We start from the raw sequence: 24201 nt of genomic DNA, 5'->3' as shown, positions 1-24201 counted from the left end.
AGAATTTAAGCTATGTTAAAAGTATTTAAAAAGAATTGGGAGATTCAACAAAATTGGCAACTACTATTTCCTATACTCGGCCTTTTAGGGTTAGCATATAGCAGTTACAAACTCGCATTACTAATTACAAAAACATATCATATTACTGTCACGATTATTCTGGCAGTAATTTTGTTTGTTGCGCTTTTAAAATTTATTTTGTTTCTATTTAAAAAATTAGAAAACAAATGGGTTGTAGATAATCGTTGGGAAATCATACGTATTTTTATTGTTTTTGCAATCACTGGATCATCTTCTCTTTTTATTGGAAGACCAATTATTAGAGCTATAGGAATTACTAAAGAAAACTTAAACCCTATTCTTTATTGGGTATTATTTATTATCATTGGTCTTATTTTCTATCAAATTCTATTGGTAACTTTTGGTTGGCTCTTTGGTCAGTTTAAATTTTTCTGGCAGTTTGAGAAGAAAATGCTAAGACGTTTTGGACTAGGTCAATTTTTAGATTAATGCAACACTACAAACAACATATTATTTACAGCATCGCAACACTCATTTTAGTTGTAGCGTTAGCATTGCCTACTGTTGTCAAATTTACGCATGTTTTTAGTCATCATAATCATGAAGTTTGTACAGATTATTCTCAAGCGCATTTACATAATTTAGATTTAGATTGTAGTTTTTACAATTTTAAAATCACTAATCATTACACCTTCACTATAGAGAATTACGAGCTATATATTCCTATAGAAATCAAACAAATAACCAAATCTCAATATCAATTTCTAAGTGATTACCAAAGACTTCACTTCTCACTTAGAGGTCCTCCAATTTATAGTTAAATACATAGTGTCTGTTGGTAAATACCACCTAGACAGTTTTTATTATTAACTATAAATCATACAAATGAAAAATATAACATACTTTGTATTGCTAGGTATACTGGCAATGCAACCATTATTTGCACAACATACATTAACAGGTAAAATCACAGATGCTCAAACTAATGAAAGTTTAGCTTTTGTGAATATCTATTTTCCGCAGTTAGAAAAAGGCACAAATTCTAATGAGAATGGAGAATTTTCTATTGATAATATTCCCAACGGAAATCATAAACTCGTCATATCGTTCGTTGGTTATGAAACTTTTGCTAAAACGATTTTATTTCCAGTATCAGAACCTTTAAACATTCAATTAAATCCGTCTGCTATTGAAATGGAAGCAGTCATTATTTCAACACCTTTTCATAAACTTCAGAGTCAAAACGTGATGAAAGTTGAAAGACAGAGTATCAAAGAAATGAAAGCAAGTGGAGCTGTAAACCTTTCCGAAGGGATAACAAACATTGCAGGAGTTTCTAGCGTGAGCACAGGTTTGAGTATTGGTAAACCTGTGATTAGAGGTTTGAGTTCTAATCGTGTTTTGGTCTATGCGCAAGGTGTGCGATTAGAAAATCAGCAATTTGGAGATGAGCATGGTTTGGGACTCAATGATGCAGGAATAGAAAGCGTAGAAGTCATCAAAGGGCCTGCTTCCCTACTCTATGGTAGTGATGCATTAGGAGGCGTTTTGTATTTGAATCCTGAACGTTTTTCTGCGGAAAATTCTTCCGAAGGAAACATTAGGGCTACCTATTTCACAAATACACAAGGTTACAATACAAGTGCAGGTTTTAAATCATCTGGATCAGATTTTAAATACATTTTTAGAGGAAGTGTTTCAGAACATTCCGATTATGAAACTCAAGATTACAGAGTCACAAATACGCGTTTTAGAGAGCAAGATTTTAAAGCTGGTATTGGGTATCAAAAAAATAAATTTAAAACCGAAATCCGTTACAATATCAACCAATCAAAATTAGGAATCCCAGAAGAAATTGGTGAGCAAAACACTAATAGAACACCTCTTGAGCCTTTTCAGGAATTGACAAATCATATTTTTAGTTCAAAATCAACTGTGTTTTTTAATAATTCTAGTTTAGATGTAACGCTTGGTTACTTGTATAATGATAGAAAGGAATTTGAAGATCATCATCATGGTGATGAAGAAGAACCTGAAGACGAAGATCATGAAGAGGAAGCACATGAAGAAGATGAAGCTGCAGCGCTTCACATGAAGTTAAAAACATTTAATTATGATGCAAAATATCATCTTCCATATATTGGTAAATTCGAGACTATTGTTGGTGTTCAAGGGATGAACCAAGTCAATACAAATTATGGTGAAGAGTTGTTGATTCCTGATGCAACTACAAATGATATTGGTGTTTTAGCGACGTCTCACATTCACTTTGAAACTATTGACATTCAATTAGGTGCACGATTTGACAATAGATCAATCACTATAAATGATCAAATCGATAGAAGTTTCAATAGTTTTAATGGTGCCTTCGGAATAAAAACAAATCTCTTCAAAAAAGTGACAGCACGTTTGAATTTGGCTAGCGGATTTAGAGCACCAAATTTAGCAGAATTAGCTTCTGACGGAACACATGAAGGAACTAACCGTTACGAAATTGGAAACCTCGATCTAAACAACGAACAAAACCTTCAAATTGATTTGGCTTTAGAATACAAAAACGAACATGTAGAGGTTTTTGCAAATGCGTTTTATAACTCTATAAGCGATTATATTTTTCTAAATCCAGATGGTAACTTAATTGATGGTAATCCTGTGTATGTGTACCTTCAAGATAATGCGAGATTGTATGGTGGAGAATTTGGGTTTCATTTTCATCCGCATCCTCTAGATTGGTTGCACATAGAAACGAGCTTTGAAACCGTTACAGGACAATTGGAAGACGATAATTATTTGCCATTAATTCCTGCGAATTCATTACACAATACAGTACGAGTAGAGTTTGAAAAAGACTGGTTCAAACAAGGTTATGCTTTTGTAAAATACAGCTCAACATTTGATCAAAATAATGTAAGTGCTTTTGAAACGCCTACTGCTGCTTATAATTTATTAAGTGCTGGTTTTGGTTGTACTGTTAAAGCCTTTAAAAACGATTTAGAAGTTTCTATCTCTGCAACTAATATTACAGATGAGAACTACATCAATCATTTATCGAGATTAAAAGCCGATGGTATTTTAAATATGGGACGCAATATTAGTTTTGGATTGAATTATACGTTGTAATTCTTTTTGACTTATCAAAAAATCCCACTAACTAGTGGGATTTTTTGTGTTTTAAATTGTGTTATTAAACATTCTATTAACCTTATATTTACAAACTAGAATAAGAAATTTCATTTTTGAATACTCACTTGGTATATTCCACAGCACAATTATCTTCATGATTATACATGTCCAAATTACCCAAAGCGCATAAATTTATTGATCTTTCAGATTATGGAAGATCAATAGCAAGATGTATTGCTACATCTTTAAAAAACACATGCTTTACTCCTATTCATGTCACTATAGCTTTTATCATTTCTGGTTTGATAGCTGTTATTTGTATTATCTCTAGTTATTTTTGGGCTGCTGCTTTCTTTTTAATTTTCAAATCTATTTTAGATGCTGCAGATGGTGAATTGGCGAGAATAAAAGAGACACCTTCGTATACTGGACGTTATTTAGATTCGGTTGCAGATATTATTCTAAATGCTATTATTTTAATAGCTGTTTGGTATATTAGTGATGCTAAGATTTGGATGACTATACTTGCTTTTATTGGGATACAATTGCAAGGTACGTTGTATAATTACTATTATGTGATTTTACGAAATCAGTTTGATGGTGATATGACAAGTAGAGTTTTTGAAAACAAAACACCTCAAGCTTTAGAAGGTGAAAAACAAAGTCATGTCAATATTTTATTTAAACTTTATAAATTTCTCTACGGAAACTTTGACAACGCTATTTACGCTTTAGACAAGAATGCATCCAGAGGAAAAATTACACCCAATTGGCTAATGACTGCTATTTCTATTTTCGGATTAGGATTTCAACTATTACTAATTGCGATCTTTTTGGTCTTAGGATGGAAGGATCATATCATCCCGTTTTTTATTGTGTATTCAGTGATGATCTTTGTATTTGTTTGGATTAGGAAGGGGTTTTATGGGAGATAATATTTTTTATCATATTAAACTCTAGTATAAAACAAATATTGTAGTTTCATTCACAATTGAATCTTGATTTAGAAGACTGTTTGTTAAAGAGAACTTTAATCTACTAAATCTGCAATAGTCAAATTCATGATTTTTCTTTTACCTCTTTTACTTGCTGGTATCTCTAAATTCATATTTATGATTATGAAATAGTAATTTTTATTATTTAGTACAAGATTTGGAGGGTAAAACTCATTGTCATCATCTAGGTTGATGTTAATTTCGAGATTATCAAAATTAAAGATGACTAAAAAACCTTGATTTTTATGAAATTTATCTGTGTAATCTATTATTTGAGATAACCCACTTTTTATGCGGTTTTTTCCGTAACCTTTGGATTTATCAATTATTTTTATTTCTATAATCAATGGATCTTCTGTATTTATATTACCTACTATATCTACTCGTCCAGAAGGAGATTTTGGAGTAGAAAACGGGTATTCAATTCCTTGATCAAATAAAAATTTTCTCAAGTCATCTTCTAGATAATCTTCATATCCTTTTTCAAGAATTCCGTAGTTAGTATAAATTTCTTCATGGGTAAACCACTCTGTCCTTTTTTTATACTTTTCAAGCAGATATAAAACAGAATTACTTTCTTCAAGCACACTTATTATATAATCGATAAAAGGCAGAATTAAATCTTTACTAACATTATTTTGAGTTTCCTTATAGTCATTACCTCCAAAATCTTCATTATAATTTAATTCATAATTATTTTTTTTAACCAAATAATGACAAAGCTGATAACAAAATGCAGCTCTGTTTTCTGAATTTTCAAATTTTTGTTGATAAAAATCATAATGTAAATTGTCAGATATTCGGCTTAGTTCATTCGAAGAAATTGACCATTTTGAAATAGCTTCTCTTATAATTGAATAAGCTAATTGATTAGACTCAATATTGTCAAGTAATAATTTTAATTCTACATGAAATAATTTCAAGTTTGAATTACGTAATTTACTGAACCATTTTTCAAGGTGTTCTTTGAGGTTTTTACTATAATTCATAAAATAAAATTGTTTAAGATATTTACTTCATTTTAATTTATATCAATAATAGTCTCTTCCTTCCCTTTTTCCGAAGAAAAAACAAACGTATATAACCACATGAGTGTAAATGTTGGGATAACGTCAAAAAATGGCAAAGCTTCCTCGACGAATGATATGGCTGCAGCTATTTTTCCTTTTCTACCTTTATAAAGTTTGGTCATTAACCATGCAGATGCTGGTGCCCAAACAAAATCAAATGGTGGAAAAATAAAAGAGACGTAACCTAAGGCGTCAAATAAAAGACCTAATGCTAATTTTTTAGTTTTTGATGTGTTTTCTAATGTCATAAATTGTATTGTAATTTACTTAATCTAAAGCAAATAACATTCCAAAGTTAAAATTATGACAACTTAGCGTTGATCAGGTTTAGAAATTCGGTTCTGGTTTCTATATTTTCAAAAGCACCTCTAAAGCCTGATGTTGTGGTTACTGAATTCTGTTTTTGAACACCTCTCATCATCATACACATATGCGATGCTTCAATAACGACTGCAACTCCTGCTGGTTTTAATGTATCATTAATACAATCTAAAATTTGATGTGTGAGTCGTTCTTGTACCTGGAGTCTGCGAGCAAAAACATCTACAATTCTTGGTAATTTACTTAAACCAACAATGTGTCCGTTAGGAATGTATGCGATGTGCGCTTTTCCGAAGAAAGGAAGAATATGGTGCTCGCAAAGAGAATACAACTCAATGTCTTTTACAATAACCATATCATTATAAGATTCTTTGAACATGGCTCCTTTGAGGATTTCGGCAGCATCTTGATTGTAACCTTGCGTTAAAAACTGCATCGCTTTAGAAGCGCGTTCTGGTGTTTTTAATAAGCCTTCTCGCTTTGTATCTTCTCCTAAATCTTCAATAATTTGTTTGTAACGTTGTTTAACGTCATCTGTAACTTGCATGTTATATTCTTCAAAATTTTTATATGGCATTGTCTAATTGAGTTTATTTTTAATAAAAGTAAGTAAAAAAAATCACACAAAACTTACACTTATGTTGTCTTAACAGTAACAATAACGTTCATTTTAACGTTTGTTTATGAAAATTAAGCTCTTTCATAATTAGATTTGTAAAAACCTGACTGTAACAAGCTAATTTTTTTGGTGTCTTTATTGAAACAAGACACTAATCATCAATCAATAAATCAATGAATTTTCGATCACTACTTGCTGTCCTTTTATTATTGAGTGTATTCTCTCATGCTCAAGAAAAAAAACAACTCCAAATAGAAAGAACGTCTACACCTCCAAAAATAGATGGAATATTAGATGATGCTGTTTGGCAAACCGCACAAGAAGCCAAAGGGTTTACACAGTTTAGACCAGATGCTGGTGTTAAAGATTCTCTTGAAAATCGCACCATTGTAAAAATGACGTATGATGATAAAGCGATTTACGTCGCTGCATATTTGTATGATGATCCTTCAAAAATAATGAGCCAACTCACGAGTAGAGATGATTTTGGACAATCGGATTTTTTCGGACTCATATTAAACCCAAACAACGATGCTCAAAACGATACCGAGTTTTTTGTGTTTAGCTCAGGAACTCAAGCAGATGCTGTTGGAACACCAAGTAATGGTGAAGATTTTGGATGGAATGCGGTTTGGGATAGTAAAGTGAAAATTAATGATGATGGTTGGGTTGTAGAGATGGAAATACCTTACCGCTGTTTACGATTTTCTAACCAGGAAGTACAAACTTGGGGAATTCAATTTCACAGACAGTTTAGACGTCATCGTTCACAATACACATGGAACACCATAGATATCACTAAGGGTAATATTGGCTTGTATCATGGAGAACTCACAGGAATTAAAAACATTGAACCTCCTACTCGACTGGCTTTCTACCCGTTTTCTACAGGAATCATAAATAGCTTTGATGGTAATACAGAAACCGATTTGAAATTTGGTTTAGATGTTAAATATGGTATCACAGAGAATTTCACACTTGATATGACACTTGTACCAGATTTTAGTCAGGCAGGTTTTGATAATTTATCATTAAACTTAGGTCCATTTGAGCAGACTTTTTCTGAGCAACGTCAATTTTTCACCGAAGGTGTTGACCTATTTAGCAAAGGAGATTTATTCTTCTCAAGACGTGTAGGTAGCAGACCTGTTGGAAGTGTTTCTCTAAATGACAATGAAGTTACTACAGATCAACCAAATACGGTAAAAGTTTTAAATGCAGCTAAAGTTTCTGGTCGTACAAAAAAAGGTTTAGGGATTGGCTTTTTTAATGCCATTACAGAAAAAACATTCGCCACAACCAGAGATACCATTACTGGAGAATATAGGGAGCAAGTTGTAGAACCACTCTCTAATTACAATATTTTGGTTTTAGATCAACAATTTAACCAAAATTCATCTATAAGTTTAGTCAATACTAATGTGTCAAGAAACGGTCATTTTAGAGATGCAAATGTCACTGCATTGGTTGCAGATATTACTAATAAAAAAAATACATACAATTTATATGGTCAAGCTAAAATGAGTAATGTTAACCTAGCAGAAGAAACATCTACAGGTTTGAGCACGTTTTTTATGGCTAGAAAAATTCATGGAAATTATAGATATAGTTTTGATCACAGCTATGCAGATACAAAATACGATATTAATGATTTAGGACTTATTTACAGAAACAACTACAATAATTTTGGAGTTGATTTTAGCCATCAAATTTTTGAGCCAACTAAAAATTACATCAGCAGAAGCTGGAGCACTTACATCAACTACACTAGATTAGCAGATCCTGGTGCATTTACTGGATTTGGATTTGGTGGAAACATCAACTTTCAGCTGAAAGAAAAATTACACGGTTTTGGTGCAAGTCTAAATATTCTTGCAGGAAAGCAATACGATTATTTTGAAGCCAGAGAAGATAACCGTTTTTTCGTCTATGAAAATCGTGTTAACGGAAGCGCATATTTTTCATCTAATTACAACAACGTTTTTGCATACGATATTAATGTTGGAGGCGTTTTATTTTTTGAAGATGACAGAGACACTAAAGAATTTTGGATAGGAATAGATCCTAGAGTTAGAATAAGCGATAAGTTTTTAGTCATCTATTCTTTTGACATCAATAAAGTATTTAAAGACAGAGGTTATGCCAATAACTCTAATGATTTAGATGATGAGATTGTATTTGGACAACGTGACCAAACAACCATTGTAAATCAAGTGAGAGGTAATTATAATTTTAATCCGTTTCATTCTTTAGGCTTAACATTTAGAAACTATTGGTCTGTTGTTGATTATGAGAATGAGGTTTATTTTTTACAAGAAAATGGCCAACTCCAAAACACAGAAAACACATATGAAAGTTTAGATTTAGACAGCTCTAATGTCAACTTTAGCACATGGAATTTAGATTTAAACTACACATGGCAATTTGCACCAGGAAGTTTTTTAACTGCCTTATATCGAAATCAATTATTTAATAGAGATAGAGATGCTACAATAAATTATAGCAAAAGTGTAAACAACCTTTTTGACCAACCAGTATTACATTCTTTTTCTTTGAGACTTCAATATTTTATAGATTATAACAATGTTAAAGGCATCTTTAAAAAGAAAGATAATAATGCGAATAAACTAAGTAGTCTATCACAAACTAATCAAAGACATTCTCGTTTTTTATAATTTACGATAATTCAGATTAAAGTAGTATTTTCGAAATTCATTTCTACTAGATGATTAAAGCAAAAAACATTCATAAATATTACGGTGATTTACACGTCTTAAAAGGTGTAGATTTAAATATTTCAAAAGGCGAAGTTGTATCTATTGTTGGCGCTTCTGGTGCTGGAAAAACCACTTTACTTCAAATTATTGGTACACTAGATCAAATTGAAAAAAACAACTCTAGTGAATTGGTGATTAATGAGGTTTCTATTCCGCAATTGGGAGATAAGGCTTTAGCAAAATTCAGAAACGAGCATATTGGTTTTATATTTCAGTTTCACCAATTATTACCAGAATTTACAGCTTTAGAGAATGTATGTATTCCTGCTTTTATCTTCGGAAAATCGCAGTTGGAAGCCGAAAAACGCGCTAAAGAATTATTAGACTACCTTGGATTATCACATCGATACCATCATAAACCAAATGAATTATCTGGAGGTGAACAACAACGTGTTGCAGTAGCCAGAGCTTTAGTTAACAACCCAAGTTTGATTTTTGCAGATGAACCTTCTGGGAATTTAGACAGTGAATCTGCCGAAAACCTTCACAATCTCTTTTTTAAACTCCGTGATGAATTTGGTCAAACCTTTGTTATCGTTACTCACAACGAAGAATTAGCAGATATGGCAGACCGAAAATTGACAATGGTTGATGGGAAGATTGTTGGGTAATTATTTAAGTTTTATGCTTTAGAAATTAATGCTGGTCTAGTTTCCAAACACCATTTTCTTTAATGACTCTTATACCTGATATTTTTTTCTTTTTAAAATAAACGATCAATAACATGTCTTGTTCATTAAAAACATATGAAAATGACTTTATTTTGTAATCACCAAATTTCTCTTTGAATTTTTCTTGACCTTCATTTAACTTAGCTTTCCAATTTTCATCATCATCATCATCATCATCATCATCATCATCATCATCATCATCATCATCATCATCATCATCATCATCATTTTTAATACTCTTACTAAAAACACTTTTAAAAAGAGAAATAGAGTCTGTCTTCATTGCTAACAAAACATTTTCAAAAGGTTCACTCTGGTCTATGTGTTTTTTTTGAGCCTGCATATTTACAGACACTAGTAAAAGGATAACAAAAATTATATTTTTTTTCACTAATCAAATTTCAAAGACTACTCCACAACAATCAAACTCCTAGCCTCTATTTCAACGCGTTTACCAAAAGTAAAATCAAAATAATTGGCGTGACCACCAACATCTTTGACTTCTAATTTAGCACGACCTGTCTCCAATCCATTTTTATCAAAAACCTTGACTTGTAGAATTCCATCAAAATCTTGATCAAAAATAAGATACAGTGTGAGTAAATTATCTTTACCTCCTAATGGGTTGTCTGAGATTTCAAATTTTCCTGTTGACAAACCCTTTTTTATTAAATCATGAGACAATTCTATTTTGGATTCTAGAGTTTTATCAATGCCTTCTGAAATTCCTTCAACAAACTCTGTTGCAGATTTACCAACGACTTCTCCTCCAGCATTTATGGTTTCTTGGGTTTTGTTTTTAACACGTTCACAAGAGAACAACATTAAAAATACTAAAGCGAAAGTGTATATTAAAGATTTCATAAAAATTAGTTTGTGTGACAAAAATACTAGAATTTTAAGTAATAATTATTATTGTTTCATGACATAAAGAAACTTAATTTTGTTTATTATAAATTAAAACCGCTTGAATAAAAAAGACCTCAAAGAATTTCTAGATACTAAAGTAGAGCAATACAATCATCCTAGATTTATTGAGAGTGACCCTATTCAAATTCCGCATCAGTTTTCTAAAAAGGAAGATATTGAAATTTCAGGTTTTTTAACTGCAACTATTGCTTGGGGAAATCGTAAAAGCATCATCAATAATGCTAATAAAATGATGAACTTTCTCGATCAATCGCCTCACGATTTCATCATAAATCACGAAGAAACAGATTTAGAAAAATTGCTTCCTTTTGTTCATAGAACCTTTAATGGCAACGATTTGGTTCAGTTTATAAAAAGCTTGAAACATATCTATACCTCTCACAACGGACTGGAAGGTGTATTTACTAATGTTTCCGAAGAAAAAAATCTTCAGCATTCTATCCACAATTTTAAAAACATCTTTTTTGAGATTGACCATTTAGATCGTACGAAAAAACATGTGAGCGATCCTCTTAAAAATTCTGCAGCAAAAAGAATCAACATGTATTTACGATGGATGGTACGACAGGATAACAATGGTGTAGATTTTGGGATTTGGAAAAGCATTTCTCCTGCGCTTTTATCTTGTCCTTTAGATGTACATTCTGGAAACGTAGCTAGAAAATTAAAACTCTTAAAACGCAAACAAAATGATGGCAAAGCGCTTTTAGAACTTGATACAGCCTTACGAAAACTAGATCCTAACGATCCTGTAAAATACGATTTTGCTCTATTTGGACTAGGTGTTTTTGAAGGATTTTAAAATTAAACAAAACCAATCAACTATTTTTTACGTAACTAATTTGATAGCAAATTAACTCACAATATGCAAAGCCCAAAATTCCCTAAAAATGAGCTACAGCGTCTAGATGCTGTAAAGTCTTACAATATCTTAGATACACTTCCAGAAATTGATTACGACAATATCACCAAATTGATAGCTAATATTTGCGATGTTCCTATTTCTTTAATTACAGTTCTTGATGAAAATCGAAATTTCTTTAAATCACATCATGGAATCCCATTTAACGAATCTCCAAGAGACATTTCTTTTTGTGGACATGCTATTTTACAAGACGAAATTTTAATTGTAGAAGATGCTCGTTTAGATGAGCGTTTTATAGATAATCCATTGGTTACAGATCTTGAAGCCATATTTTATGCAGGTATGCCTTTAATTAATCCAGAAGGTTATAACCTTGGTAGTATTTGTGTCTTTGATTACAAGCCTAGAGTTCTTGATGACAATCAAATTGATGCATTAAAGATTTTGAGTCAGCAGGTGATTAATCTTTTTGAGCTCAGGAAAAAAAACGCAATACTCGAAAAGGCGAAACTAGAATTAGAAAAACGTAATAAAAAATTAAAGTCGTTTGCCAGTCATGTATCACACGATTTAAAATCACCTTTAGCAAATATTATTTCGCTTACCAGTTTATTACGTGATGACAACAAAGACAATCTATCTGGTGATTCTAAAGAATACTTAGCCTACATCGAAGAGTCTACATCAATACTTAAAGATTATATTGACGGAATTTTAATACATTATAAAGCAGATGAATTATTAAAATCAAAACGTGAGGATGTTAATCTTGATGAGCTTTCCGAAGACATAAAACAAATTCTCATCTCTAAAACAGACGAATTAAAATTCCCAAAAGGACTAATTGTTAACAATGTAAATAAAGCTGCTTTGTCTCAAATTTTGATAAACCTAGTAGATAACGCTTTAAAATATAACGATAAGTCAAAACGACTGGTAGAAATCACATACAAATCAAATTTATTTAAACATCAATTTAGTGTGATAGATAACGGAATTGGAATCCCAAAAGATAAGCAAGCATACATTTTTGAAATTTTTAAAACCGTTAAAAATGACTTTGGTAAAACGAGTACTGGAATAGGTTTAAGTACAGTTAAAGATTTAGTAGAGAAATTGGGTGGGAACATTACTGTTGAATCTACAGAAGATAAAGGAAGTAAGTTTTCTTTTACACTTTTAAAATAGAATGATTATTAAAATTTAAAAAAATGAGTTCAGAAATAGTATAAAAAAAAGCTGATAAACATCAATCATTGATGTTCATCAGCTTTATATATTTTCAAAAAAAATTACCGACTACCCTTTTAACCAAGCTTTTCTTAACTTAACTTGAGCATCTGTTGCTTTTTTATTTTCTACAAGTTTATTGACCGTTGTGTATGATTGAGTCAATGTCGTTTTCACAATAACATCTTTACCATCACGATCTAAAACAACATTAATCTCTTGTCCTGGTTGCCATTGGTACATTGCACCAAGCATTGCCTGAGCATTTACAACCGTTAATTTTTCGCCATTAACAGTTTTAATAACATCTCCTGGTAACACACCTTGATCTGCCCAAAAACTATTATTTTTTACACCTTCGGAAAAGTAAATCACTAATCTCTCGCGATCTCCATCAAAAATAAATCCGTTATTATCTTGTATATAAGACGTTTCTACTTTTACATCTTTATACTCTACTCCTACTTTTTCAAAAAACTTAGCATAGTCAATAGGTGTTGTCCCAACAACATGTGTATTTAGAAATTCTCCAACAGATGGATACGTCATTGCAGTAATTTCAGCTATTAAATTATCATCAACAAATGGTTTTTCTTTACCATATTTAGCAGAAAGCTCCTTCATTAATGATAACATACTTCTGTTATCATTACTCTCTTCACGCATTATAATATCTATACACATTCCAATCAAAGCACCTTTTTCATAAACGTTGTAATAATTAGATGCATAAGACTCTTCAATCACATTTTCACTCATTGTAGTAAAACTCATCGTGTCATCCATACGCATAGATCCTTTAATTTTCTGATCCATTGTGTTATAGAATGTTTCTGCATCTACAAGACCTTCATACACTTGAAAATGCTGAGCAAAGTATTCTGTCACACCTTCATACATCCATAAATGTTTAGAGAAAGTTGGCTCATTGTAATCAAAATAATGTACATCTTCAGAATGTACAGACAGTGGTGTCACAATATGAAAAAACTCATGTGCAACAACATCAATTATAGCTGCAGACAATTGATCTTTGGTTGATTGCTCATGTAAAACAACCACTGTAGATGTGTGATGTTCTAAGGCTCCAAAACCTTTTGGTGACTCTGGACTTCCCTCAGACAAGTACAAATAAATATCATAACGAGGAGTTGTATTCACATCACCCAAATATGATTTTTGAGCTTCCATCATTTTATAAACGGTCTCTTTCATACTTGCTGCTGTATGTAATTTATTTGGAGAATAAACGCTTAATACAATTTTAATATCGCCAACCATAAACTCCTCAACATCTAACTTACCATACATCATTGGGTTATCTGTAATATCAAAATAACGTGGTGCAAAATATGACGTTGTGATTTGTGTGCCATCACTACTAGATTTTGTATTTGTGTTTTGCAATGCAGAAGTACGAACAAAACTTGCTGGTGCAGTAACATCTAATGTGTATTGTACATTTTTTAAAGAATCAAAATAACCAATATAACCATGTAAATTTAATACGTAGTTATCTGGTTCTATGTTTGTTCCTGCTGGAGAAAAAGGTTGTTCTCCTCCAATACCTCCTATTGCTTCTTGATCAAAAGTATCATTAACTAAGTACTCAATTTTGTCAAGATTAGTTGCGTTGGCAATCGTCCATGTATTATCATCAACTCTCGTAACACTCATTTCTTCTCCTTTATAATCAAGAGCTTTAAAATCGTCAATATATTTTCCAAAGTCACTAATTGAATACGTCCCTTGAACTACTTTTGGCATTCTATAAGTTACCGTTTCTACAGTAAATCTACCAGGATTTATAGTCACTGGTGCTTTATCATTTGTTACTTTAGATAAATTAATTGAAGTTGTAATTGGATTGGCAGTTGCCAAATCATTAACCGTTGGTTTTGATCCTCCACAAGAGAATAACAAAGCTCCTAAGGCTAAAGTCGAAAAAATATGTTTCATATATAATAAATTGTTTTTTTAATTGTAGGATTCGACGTGCAAAACTACAATCTGTTACTATTAAATAAGCTAAGATTTTGTTAAAAATGGTACTTTTGTAACATGCAGAAACCGCTAATTAGCATACTTACGCCTTTTAAAAATACGTCTCACTATTTGACAGAATGCTTAGATTCTATTGTAAATCAAACTTATAAGCATTGGGAATTGCTCATTATTGATGACCACTCTACAGATGAAAGTTATAATATTGTTCTCGCTTTCGCGGAAAAGGATAAACGCATAAAACTGATAAAAAATTCAGGTCAAGGCATTATTGAAGCCCTACGTTTAGCGCATTCTAAAAGTAACGGAACCTACATCACAAGAATGGATAGTGATGACATCATGCATCCAGAAAAGTTGAGCGTCATGCTAAAAGATTTACAAAGCCATGGCACACAACATATTGCATTAGGTCTCGTAAAATATTTTAGTGAAGAAGGTATTGGTGAGGGTTATGCTAAATATGAATCTTGGTTAAACACATTGACACAAAATGGTCATAACTATCAAGAAATCTATAAAGAATGTGTCATCCCATCACCTTGTTGGATGATTCATCGAGATGATTTTGATGCATGTGGCGCGTTTTCTCCAAATCGCTATCCCGAAGATTATGACTTAACATTTCGGTTTTACAAAAATGAAATGCGCTGTATTCCAACCACATCTGTTTTACACTATTGGCGAGATTACAGCACAAGAGCATCAAGAACTGACGATCATTATGCCGAAAATCATTTTCTAGAACTTAAAATCGATTATTTTTTAGAGCTTAATTATGATGCTTCAAGACCATTAACCATTTGGGGAGCAGGTCAAAAAGGGAAAAAAGTAGCGAAACTTCTCAAACAGAAAGGTATTAATTTTATCTGGATTTGTGACAACCCTAAAAAAATAGGCAAACACATTTATGATGAGTTAATGTATAGCTTTGAACATTTAAATGCTTTAGAGCATCCTCAATGTATTGTGAGTGTAGCTAATACTGAAGCTCAATTAGAAATTAAGACTTATTTTAAAGCACAACAAATGGAGTCTATGGTTGATTATTTCTTTTTTTGCTAGAATAATTTGCGTTAAAAAAACTATCTGTTAAAATTCTCAAAACCAAAACCCGCAAATCCCTTATCATTTTCTATATTTGATTTCTAATACAAACAATCTCAAAAACAGGAATGCAGTTTAAACACCCAGAACTTCTTTACGCTTTACTGCTGCTCATCATCCCTATTATTGTTCACTTATTTCAACTTAGAAAATTTAAGAGTGTACCTTTTACTAATGTTCAGTTTTTAAAGGAACTTACGATACAAACACGTAAAAGCTCTCAAATAAAAAAATGGCTCACCTTAATTACAAGGATGTTGCTTCTTGCTTGTGTTATTATTGCATTTGCACAACCATACATTTCAAATTCTGATAGTTTTAATACCAAAAGCGAAACGGTTATCTATCTCGATAATTCTTTTAGTATGCAATCTCCTAGTAATAATGGGAGTTTGCTTAATTCTGCAGTTCAAGATATTATAGAAAATATTGATGAGAATGAACAAGTTTCTATTTTTACAAATGATGCAAATTTTAATAAAACGAGTATCAAAGCGATTAAGAATGATTTAATCCAATTAGAACATTCTCCTAATCAACTAGCTTACGATGCAGTTGTTCTAAAAGGAAAAAAATTATTTTCTAATGATGAGAGTTCTATTAAAAACTTAGTTTTAGTATCAGATTTTCAGCAAAAAAGCGAAAGTTTAACAGTTACAAATGATAGTTTGATAAATTTAAAACTAGTACAACTCCAACCTTCAAATCAAAGTAATATTGCGATAGACAGCGTTTACATTTCTAAAACTACGGTTGAAAATTTAGAACTTACTGTTCGTCTCAAAAATCAAGGTGACGCTATAGAAACTTTACCTGTATCTCTGTTTAACGACGACAAACTCATTGCTAAAACTGCAGTTGATATTACTGATGAAACAACGACAAGTTTTACAATACCTACAAATTCGGTTTTTAATGGTAAACTCGTAATTGATGACAACAACCTTCAATATGATAATACACTCTATTTTAATATAGATCAGCGTGAAAAAATAAATGTGTTAGCAATCAATGAAGTTGATGACACATTTCTTCAAAAAATTTACACGAGTGATGAATTTCAATATACATCTTCAAATTTTAATGCTTTAAATTACAATACCTTAGAGCAACAAAATTTAATCATCCTAAATGAGTTGAAAGAGATCCCAAATTCTCTTACAACTGCCTTAAAATCGTTTACAGATAATGATGGAAAACTATTAGTCATTCCTTCAAATGATATTAACGTCAATACTTATAATCAACTTTTTAATAGTTATGGATTATCGAGTTTTGGAGGGTTAAATTCCGTAGAAAAGAAAATTACTACGATTAACTATTCGCATCCTTTATTAACTAATGTGTTTGATAAGCGGGTTTCTAATTTTCAGTATCCAAAAGTAAATGGGTTTTATGCAAATGCGACTAGCTCAGTATCATCAATTTTAAGTTATGAAGATGGTACGTCTTTTCTTGCTCAAAGTGGTAATGCCTATCGATTTTCCGCAGCAGTAGATGATAAAAATTCTAATTTTAAAAACTCGCCTTTAATTGTTCCTGTCTTGTATAATATTGGAAAACAGAGTTTAAAAACTGGAAATTTATATTATACTATTGGAGAAGAAAATACAATTGATATCGCTACACAACTGCAACAAGACGATATTCTAACTTTGGTTAATGGTGAGAATTCTGTAATCCCGTTACAGCAAACTTATGATAACAAAGTGGAGTTAATTACCAATACATATCCAGATATTGCTGGAATTATTTCTGTTCAAAATAAGGAGACTTTTCTAAAAAACTTAAGCTTCAATTTTGACCGTAATGAAAGTAATCTCAATTATTTTGATACTCAAAATTTTACGAACGCTAGTGTAAATAATTCGGTAGCCTCTGCAATAAGTGATATCAAAAGTGCAACAAATGTTAACGAACTATGGAAATGGTTTGTTATTTTTGCAGTGATTTTCTTAATCATTGAAATGCTCATCTTAAAATTCCTAAAATGAACGTACTTGTAAAATCTGCCACAATAGTTGACCCTAAAAGCGATTTTCACAATCAAACCGTTGATATTCTAATTGAAAAGGGATTGATTTCTCAAATTTCAAAACGTATTCAAAACCCTAAAAACTATAAAGAGATTACACTAGATCACCTCCATGTCTCACAAGGATGGTTTGATAGTTCGGTAAGTTTTGGAGAACCTGGTTATGAAGAACGTGAGACGATAGAAAACGGACTTAAAACAGCTGTACACTCTGGATTTACTTCGGTTGCAGTGAATTCAAATACCAATCCTGTGATTGATAGTTATGCAGATATTTCTTTCTTGAAATCTAAATCTGCCAATCATGCTGTCCAATTATTACCAATTGGAGCCTTAACAAAGCATAGCGATAGTACGGATTTAGCCGAATTATTCGATATGACTTCGGCTGGAGCTGTGGCTTTTTATGATTATCAAAAACCAATTGCCAATCCAAACTTGATGAAAGTCGCATTACAATATGCTAGCAATTTTGGAGGTTTGGTTTGCTCATTTCCGCAGGAATCAAAAATAACAGGATTAGGCGTCATGAATGAGAATGTGACGAGTACCTCATTAGGTTTAAAAGGGAATCCTACTTTAGCCGAAGAATTACAAATCGCCAGAGATTTATTTATTCTAGAATATACTGAAGGTAAACTTCACATCCCAACCATATCTACAGCAAAATCGGTTGAATTAATTAGAGCTGCAAAACAAAAAAAACTAGACGTTACTTGTAGCGTTGCGATTCATAATTTGGTGTTTACAGATGAAAATTTAACAACATTTGACACCAACTTTAAAGTATTGCCTCCTCTTAGAACACAAAGCGATATTGATGCGTTAATTAACGGACTCAAAGATGGAACAATCGATATGGTCACAAGTGATCATAACCCAATAGACATCGAGCATAAAAAGATAGAATTTGATTACGCTAAATATGGAACTATTGGTTTAGAAAGCGCTTTTGGAGCATTAAACTCTATCTTTACAGTAAAGAAAACTATTGAATTACTTACAAAAGGAAAAGACCGTTTTAAAGTTGAAAGCGCTCCTATTTCTATTGGAAATAAAGCTAATTTAGCCTTATTTAATCCTAATAAAACTTATACTTTTTCTTCGGAAAACATCATATCTACATCCAAAAACTCTATGTTTCTTGATAAGGAATTAAAAGGAATCGTTTATGGTATTATTTCTAATAATCAATTGATTTTAAATTAAGTTAAATGCAAAATACATCAGAAGACAACAACGATAAATTAGCTATCGTAGCTTATATCACACTTATTGGAACATTAATTGCTTTCTTTATGAATCGTGAGAAGCAAAACCCTTTAGTATTATTTCACATACGTCAAGCATTAGGTTTATGGTTGCTTCAAATATTACTAGGCTATTTTATAGGTGCATTTGACAGCTTGATGATTTCCACTTCATTTTGGATTTTCTTTATCGTACTTTTTACTTATGGAATATTTGGAGCTGTCGGAAAAAAAATGAATGAAGTCCCAATTCTAGGACCATATTTTCAGAAACTTTTTGCACAAATCGGACAATAATTTATGAATTTACAATTACACCACATCACCAGACCTTCTACTCTAAAAGAGAACGCGCCATTACTAATTATGTGTCATGGTTATGGTAGCGATGAGAACGATTTATTCTCGTTTGCTCAAGAATTACCAGAAGAATTGTTTATAATTTCGGTTAGAGCTCCTTACCCAATGCAACCATACGGAAACGCTTGGTATGCTATAAACTTTGATGCTCAACAAAATAAATGGAACGATGTTGAACAAGCTGTAGAATCTAGAGATAAAATAGCTCAGTTTATTGGTGATGCTTGTGCAGAATATCCAGTAAATAAAGATAATGTGACGCTTTTAGGATTTAGTCAAGGCACGATTTTAAGTTATGCTGTGGCACTCACCTATCCAGAAAAAGTTAAGAATATCATCGCTTTAAGTGGTTACATAAGTGAAGATATGCTCAACGATAATTTAAAAGATAAAGACTATTCTAATCTGGATTTTTATTGTTCTCATGGTAGCGTAGATCAAGTAATACCTATTGATTGGGCGAGAAAAGCACCTAAATTTCTAGATACATTACATATAAAAAACACCTTTTCAGAATTCCCTGTTGGTCATGGTGTTGCTCCTCAAAACTTTTATGAGTTGAAGAGGTGGTTAGAAACGCGTATATAAATTTCGTTATTCAAATTACCAAACTGAACATTGTTAAATAAAGATGTACCTTCATTGAGAACACATCTTTAAGTTATCTAATTACAAGCGAAGAACTTATTTTAGAGATTCTTTGCTACGCTCTAAATGACATACAATCTGTTTTTATCATTCAGAGGAACGAGGAATCTCATAGTAAATTATTAAATTGTATAAAATTTATTAAAAATGAACTATCTCCTTACAGGTCAAGAAACCGAACGCTTACAGTTTAGACCAGTCACTGCAGCTGATTATGATACTTGGTTACCTCTATTCAAAGAAAAAAACGTTGATAAATTTCTAGGCATGCCAGAAGGTTTGTCACAAACCGAACAATGCGACTATTGGTTCAAAAAAGTATGGCATAGATACGAGAATAATCTTGGAGGCATGAATGCTCTTATTGATAAACAAACAGGAGATTTTATTGGACAATCTGGACTTTTAATTCAAACCATTGAAGAAGAAGAACGTTTAGAAGTTGGCTACTCTATTCTACCAAAGTTTTGGGGAAAAGGTTATGCTCAAGAAGCTGCTAAAAAATGTAGAGACTTCTGTTTTGAACATGAATTCACAGATAATGTTGTTTCTATGATGCATGTAGATAATATAGCTTCGGAAATTGTCGCCATCAAAAACGGAATGACTCTAGAAAAACAAGTTGATGGTTTTAAGGTATTTAGTATTACTATAACAAAGTGGCTGAAAGAAAATAACATGTAGCTCAAATATAAAACAGAAGTCTACAATCACTTCTAAAATGCAGAATGCATCTTACCTTTTAATATTTTTTCTAAGGCTTCAATTGCTTTTTTCTTTTCGCTATTATACCCATAATTCATTAAACCAAAAGCAAAAGCAATCATCACAGCAGGTCCAATAGCTGCTATTGGGTTTAAGCCTTGATTAAAAACCGCAAATAATGAAACAAAAAAACTTACACCAGTAATTCCAAGCCATATTATCACGAAAACAATAACAAATTGATTCATTTTAAGTTCTACCATTAATGTTGAACCATTATTGTTGCTTTTAATTTTTCCTTTTATTTGTGGTATGAATGAATTTCTTCCTCTGATAATTCGTTGTATTTCAAAAGAATCTTGTTTCAAAAAGCCTTCAAAAACTTTATGCTTATTAGAGAAACTAAAATCAAACTTAACTTTTGGTTGAATGTTATTATCCAATATGTCCTTTACCTCTTTGATCGTGAGTGAAGTTACTATCTCTATAGTATCAGAAGGGATTATTTTCATTTATAATATTTATACATAAGACTCAAAAATTCGATTATTGAGTAGTTATAGCTTAAGGCTGATACAAAATAGACTCAATCACCTTAAATTTCAGGTTCTTCTTATCTTCAATATCATAAGCCAAAAGCATTTCTCCCCAATATGTACCATCTGTAAAACTAGCAACAATCCATTTATGGTTGATAATTCTTATTTGATCGATAAGCATTTTATTTCCAGTCATTGATGCATAAGGCACTAATGGATGATCTTCGGTATCATAAATATTAAGATTCATGAGTTGATCTTTTAAAAAGGGTACAAATTCTGAAATACGATAGCCTTCATTTTCCCAATACGTCATCGCACTATCATTAGTATCAAATCTAAAGGTATATAAATCTATACTTTTATTATCTTCTATAGAACTTATTGAATCCTTTAACTCCGTATTCTTCTCCATATAATTCGTGAGTTTCTGGTCATAGCTCTCAATAATCTTTTTTGAGTTTACGAATTGAAAAATCACGAGCAATAGCGTGAAAATAAACAGGTACATAAAAAGTCTTTTTTTCATATGGTATTTTTTAATGTTTTTTAGTTGTCATATGTTGTTCGCAAATCATAATTATCAAAAACAAGAACCTTTTTAGCATGCTCGTTCCATCTTTTATAATTCTATTTGTAAGTTATCGTAAGCTAAATAAACGTTTTCTGGTAAGGTTTGTTGTACCACATCATGAAAACCTAAATAGTGGCTAATATGTGTTAAATAAGCGGTTTCTGGTTTGACTTTATCAATAAAATCGAGTGCTTCTTTTAAGTTAAAATGTGACATATGCTCTTTTTCCCGCAAAGCATTAACAACAAGTACTTTTACACCTTTTAATTTATCAATTTCTTCGTCTGCTACAGTTTTCATATCTGTGAGATATGCAAAATCTCCAAAACGGAACCCAAAAACCTGAAGTTTATGATGATAGCCATTAATTGGCATGACTGGCAAATTTCCGAGGAGAAAAGATTCATTTTTTATTTCATTCTGAATCACGCTAGGCACTCCAGGATACTTGTCTTCAGTAGTAAAAATATAATTAAAGCGTATTGATAATTCACGTAACACACGCTTATGCGCATAAAACGGAATATCACCTTGACGAAAATAAAACGGACGAATATCATCCAGTCCTGCTGTATGGTCTGAGTGTTCGTGAGTAAAAACGATACCATCAATCTTACTACAATGTGCTCTAAGCATCTGTTGCCTAAAATCTGGTCCGCAATCAATCACATAAACATAATCATCCCATTCTATCATCACAGAAACACGCAATCGTTTATCTTTTGGATTGGTACTTAGGCACACAGGATGATCGCTCCCAATAACTGGAATTCCTTGTGATGTACCTGTACCCAAAAATGTTACTTTCAATGTCTATTTTCTTTACAGCAAAAATAAAACTAATTTTTTTAGTTTAACCTCCTAATTTAATACCTTTGTGTAGTTGACAAAACCCAAACCACAAAATGGAAATAACCTTAAAAGGAGATAGAGAGTTTGATGAGATTCCTTCGTTAAAAACGAAATGTTTACGCATCAACTTAAATGAAAACATCTACGGAACCTTCGCCGAAATTGGTGCAGGACAAGAAACTGTACGTCAGTTTTTTAGAGCAGGTGGAGCATCAGGTACGATTGCAAAAGCAATGTCTGCTTACGACAAAGCGTTTAGTGATGCCATTTATGGTATTGAAAACGACAAGCGTTATGTGACAGAAGCTCGTCTTAGAAAAATGCTAGACCATGAAGTAAACCTTGTAGAAGAGCGTATTCTAAGAGAAACACATCCTAATAAAATGTTTTTTGCGTATGCAAATACAGTTGCTACAATTGATTTTGCCAAAAAATATAAAGGTCATGGTTGGGTAGGTATTAAATACCAAGTTGATCCAGATGAAGGTTATAATGAAATTGTTTTACACCTTAGGTTTAAAGAAACAGATGCAAGATTACAACAAGAAACCTTAGGTGTTTTAGGGACTAATTTAATTTATGGTGCATTTTATAAATACAATGAACCTAAAAAACTCTTACGTTATTTATATGACCATTTAGATAAAGATCAAGTAGAAATTGATACGATTAATTTTTCCGGACCTATTTTTGAAGGTGTTGATAATCGTTTAATGAGTTTACAATTGGTAAAAAACGGAATGACAGATGCTGTCATGTTTTCTCCAGATGGAACAAATGTATTACCTGCAAAAGTACTTTACAAAAAGAATATTTTGGCGTTACGTGGTAGTTTTAGACCTGTAACAAAAGTTAATATGGACATGTATAAGAAATCTTATGAGATGTTCATTAAAGAGAATAAAGTTGATTTAGATAAAACTCAAGTAATTTTCGAAATTACATTATCAAATCTTCGTGCAGAAGGCGAAATTGATGAACAAGATTTCATGGATCGTGCTAAATTACTTTGTTCTTTAGGACAAACAGTATTGATTTCAAACTTTCAAGAGTATTATAAATTGGTTGAATATTTCTCTCAATATACTAAAGCTCGTATGGGATTAGCAATGGGAGTTAATAACCTCGTTGATATTTTTGATGAGAAATATTACCGTCATTTAAGTGGTGGAATCTTAGAAGCCTTCGGTAAATTATTCTACAAAGATTTAAGAGTGTACCTATATCCTATGAAAAATGAAGATGGTACTGTAACAGATAGTGAAAATTTAAAAGTACATCCACGTATGAAAGAACTGTACAAGTTCTTTAAATACAATGGTAAAGTTGTAGATATCACAGATTATGATGAATCTACATTATCTGTATTTTCAAGAACAGTATTAAAAATGATTGCTAATGGTGATGATGGCTGGGAAAGCATGTTGCCAGAAGGTGTATCAAGCCTTATCAAAGAGAAAAGTCTTTTTGGTTGTGAAACTGAGCAAGCCTATTTAGGAGAGTAA

24 protein-coding genes are annotated in these 24201 nt (G+C 31.8%); 15 read left to right on the top strand and 9 right to left on the bottom strand.

The window, feature by feature from the left end:
* Positions 1-12 precede the first annotated feature (12 nt).
* From IM744_RS05015 to IM744_RS05000, 4 genes are all read left to right on the top strand, one after another.
* The gene (locus tag IM744_RS05015) at positions 13-510 is read left to right on the top strand and encodes a DUF6787 family protein (RefSeq protein WP_194507009.1); all 498 of its coding nucleotides are present in this window, start codon (positions 13-15) and stop codon (positions 508-510) included.
* Complete coding sequence (locus IM744_RS05010; protein WP_194507008.1) at positions 510-842, top strand: hypothetical protein; 333 nt, start codon at positions 510-512, stop codon at positions 840-842. The genes IM744_RS05015 and IM744_RS05010 overlap by 1 nt, the downstream gene beginning before the upstream one ends.
* 64 nt (positions 843-906) lie before the next feature.
* Positions 907-3141 (top strand): TonB-dependent receptor, encoded by a 2235-nt coding sequence (locus IM744_RS05005; RefSeq protein WP_194507007.1) that lies wholly within the window; start codon positions 907-909, stop codon positions 3139-3141.
* A 167-nt stretch (positions 3142-3308) separates the two neighbouring features.
* Positions 3309-4079, top strand: a complete 771-nt coding sequence (locus IM744_RS05000; protein WP_194507006.1) for a CDP-alcohol phosphatidyltransferase family protein — start codon at positions 3309-3311, stop codon at positions 4077-4079.
* A 95-nt stretch (positions 4080-4174) separates the two neighbouring features.
* On the opposite strand, the gene IM744_RS04995 is transcribed toward IM744_RS05000, so the two are convergent.
* The 3 genes from IM744_RS04995 to folE are packed head-to-tail and all read right to left on the bottom strand — an operon-like array spanning position 4175 to position 6107.
* Positions 4175-5128 carry a hypothetical protein gene (locus IM744_RS04995; protein ID WP_194507005.1) on the bottom strand — a complete coding sequence of 318 codons (954 nt, stop codon included), beginning with the start codon at positions 5126-5128 and terminating at the stop codon, positions 4175-4177.
* 32 nt (positions 5129-5160) lie between these two features.
* Positions 5161-5457 carry a hypothetical protein gene (locus IM744_RS04990; RefSeq protein WP_194507004.1) on the bottom strand — a complete coding sequence of 99 codons (297 nt, stop codon included), beginning with the start codon at positions 5455-5457 and terminating at the stop codon, positions 5161-5163.
* Positions 5458-5510: 53 nt separating this feature from the next.
* Positions 5511-6107, bottom strand: a complete 597-nt coding sequence (gene folE / locus IM744_RS04985; protein WP_194507003.1) for a GTP cyclohydrolase I FolE — start codon at positions 6105-6107, stop codon at positions 5511-5513.
* A 215-nt stretch (positions 6108-6322) separates the two neighbouring features.
* On the opposite strand from folE, the gene IM744_RS04980 reads away from it, so the two are divergent.
* Both IM744_RS04980 and IM744_RS04975 read left to right on the top strand, forming a co-directional pair.
* A complete protein-coding gene (locus tag IM744_RS04980) occupies positions 6323-8824 on the top strand; it encodes a DUF5916 domain-containing protein (protein ID WP_194507002.1) in 2502 nt (833 codons plus the stop codon).
* A 50-nt stretch (positions 8825-8874) separates the two neighbouring features.
* On the top strand, positions 8875-9537 hold the full coding sequence (locus tag IM744_RS04975) for an ABC transporter ATP-binding protein (RefSeq protein ID WP_194507001.1): 663 nt from the start codon (positions 8875-8877) through the stop codon (positions 9535-9537).
* A gap of 25 nt (positions 9538-9562) precedes the next feature.
* On the opposite strand, the gene IM744_RS04970 is transcribed toward IM744_RS04975, so the two are convergent.
* Together IM744_RS04970 and IM744_RS04965 are read right to left on the bottom strand one after the other, a co-directional pair.
* On the bottom strand, positions 9563-9988 hold the full coding sequence (locus tag IM744_RS04970; protein ID WP_194507000.1) for a hypothetical protein: 426 nt from the start codon (positions 9986-9988) through the stop codon (positions 9563-9565).
* A gap of 17 nt (positions 9989-10005) precedes the next feature.
* Positions 10006-10461, bottom strand: a complete 456-nt coding sequence (locus IM744_RS04965; protein WP_194506999.1) for a hypothetical protein — start codon at positions 10459-10461, stop codon at positions 10006-10008.
* Positions 10462-10564: 103 nt separating this feature from the next.
* Here IM744_RS04965 and IM744_RS04960 point away from each other — a divergent pair, with 103 nt between their 5' ends.
* Together IM744_RS04960 and IM744_RS04955 are read left to right on the top strand one after the other, a co-directional pair.
* Positions 10565-11329 (top strand): TIGR02757 family protein, encoded by a 765-nt coding sequence (locus IM744_RS04960; protein WP_194506998.1) that lies wholly within the window; start codon positions 10565-10567, stop codon positions 11327-11329.
* Between the two features lie 63 nt (positions 11330-11392).
* Complete coding sequence (locus IM744_RS04955; protein ID WP_194506997.1) at positions 11393-12580, top strand: sensor histidine kinase; 1188 nt, start codon at positions 11393-11395, stop codon at positions 12578-12580.
* Positions 12581-12691: 111 nt separating this feature from the next.
* Here the strand turns inward: IM744_RS04955 and IM744_RS04950 are convergent, their stop codons facing one another.
* A complete protein-coding gene (locus IM744_RS04950) occupies positions 12692-14581 on the bottom strand; it encodes a M61 family metallopeptidase (RefSeq protein ID WP_194506996.1) in 1890 nt (629 codons plus the stop codon).
* A gap of 102 nt (positions 14582-14683) precedes the next feature.
* On the opposite strand from IM744_RS04950, the gene IM744_RS04945 reads away from it, so the two are divergent.
* The 6 genes from IM744_RS04945 to IM744_RS04920 all read left to right on the top strand — a co-directional run bounded on the left by IM744_RS04945 (position 14684) and on the right by IM744_RS04920 (position 20710).
* Positions 14684-15691, top strand: a complete 1008-nt coding sequence (locus tag IM744_RS04945) for a glycosyltransferase family 2 protein (protein ID WP_194506995.1) — start codon at positions 14684-14686, stop codon at positions 15689-15691.
* A 110-nt stretch (positions 15692-15801) separates the two neighbouring features.
* A complete protein-coding gene (locus tag IM744_RS04940; RefSeq protein WP_194506994.1) occupies positions 15802-17727 on the top strand; it encodes a BatA domain-containing protein in 1926 nt (641 codons plus the stop codon).
* Positions 17724-18977, top strand: a complete 1254-nt coding sequence (locus tag IM744_RS04935) for a dihydroorotase (protein ID WP_194506993.1) — start codon at positions 17724-17726, stop codon at positions 18975-18977. Before IM744_RS04940 ends, IM744_RS04935 begins: the two co-directional genes overlap by 4 nt.
* A 5-nt stretch (positions 18978-18982) precedes the next feature.
* Positions 18983-19315: a hypothetical protein gene (locus tag IM744_RS04930; RefSeq protein ID WP_194506992.1), complete on the top strand. Its 333-nt coding sequence runs from the start codon at positions 18983-18985 to the stop codon at positions 19313-19315.
* Positions 19316-19318: 3 nt separating this feature from the next.
* Positions 19319-19966, top strand: a complete 648-nt coding sequence (locus tag IM744_RS04925) for an alpha/beta hydrolase (protein ID WP_194506991.1) — start codon at positions 19319-19321, stop codon at positions 19964-19966.
* A 207-nt stretch (positions 19967-20173) separates the two neighbouring features.
* Entirely contained in the window at positions 20174-20710 is a 537-nt protein-coding gene (locus tag IM744_RS04920; protein WP_194506990.1) for a GNAT family N-acetyltransferase, read from the top strand.
* A gap of 32 nt (positions 20711-20742) precedes the next feature.
* On the opposite strand, the gene IM744_RS04915 is transcribed toward IM744_RS04920, so the two are convergent.
* The 3 genes from IM744_RS04915 to IM744_RS04905 all read right to left on the bottom strand — a co-directional run bounded on the left by IM744_RS04915 (position 20743) and on the right by IM744_RS04905 (position 22654).
* Positions 20743-21243 carry a hypothetical protein gene (locus tag IM744_RS04915; protein ID WP_194506989.1) on the bottom strand — a complete coding sequence of 167 codons (501 nt, stop codon included), beginning with the start codon at positions 21241-21243 and terminating at the stop codon, positions 20743-20745.
* A 52-nt stretch (positions 21244-21295) separates the two neighbouring features.
* Entirely contained in the window at positions 21296-21685 is a 390-nt protein-coding gene (locus IM744_RS04910) for a hydrolase (RefSeq protein ID WP_241738286.1), read from the bottom strand.
* Between the two features lie 207 nt (positions 21686-21892).
* Positions 21893-22654 carry an MBL fold metallo-hydrolase gene (locus IM744_RS04905; protein ID WP_194506988.1) on the bottom strand — a complete coding sequence of 254 codons (762 nt, stop codon included), beginning with the start codon at positions 22652-22654 and terminating at the stop codon, positions 21893-21895.
* 95 nt (positions 22655-22749) lie between these two features.
* Between IM744_RS04905 and IM744_RS04900 the strand changes: the two genes are divergently transcribed.
* Positions 22750-24201: a TonB-dependent receptor gene (locus IM744_RS04900; protein ID WP_194506987.1), complete on the top strand. Its 1452-nt coding sequence runs from the start codon at positions 22750-22752 to the stop codon at positions 24199-24201.

Source organism: Psychroserpens luteus (assembly GCF_015319355.1).
GTDB classification, from domain to species: Bacteria; Bacteroidota; Bacteroidia; order Flavobacteriales; family Flavobacteriaceae; genus Psychroserpens; species Psychroserpens luteus.
This window is presented reverse-complemented; position numbering and strand designations above follow the sequence as displayed.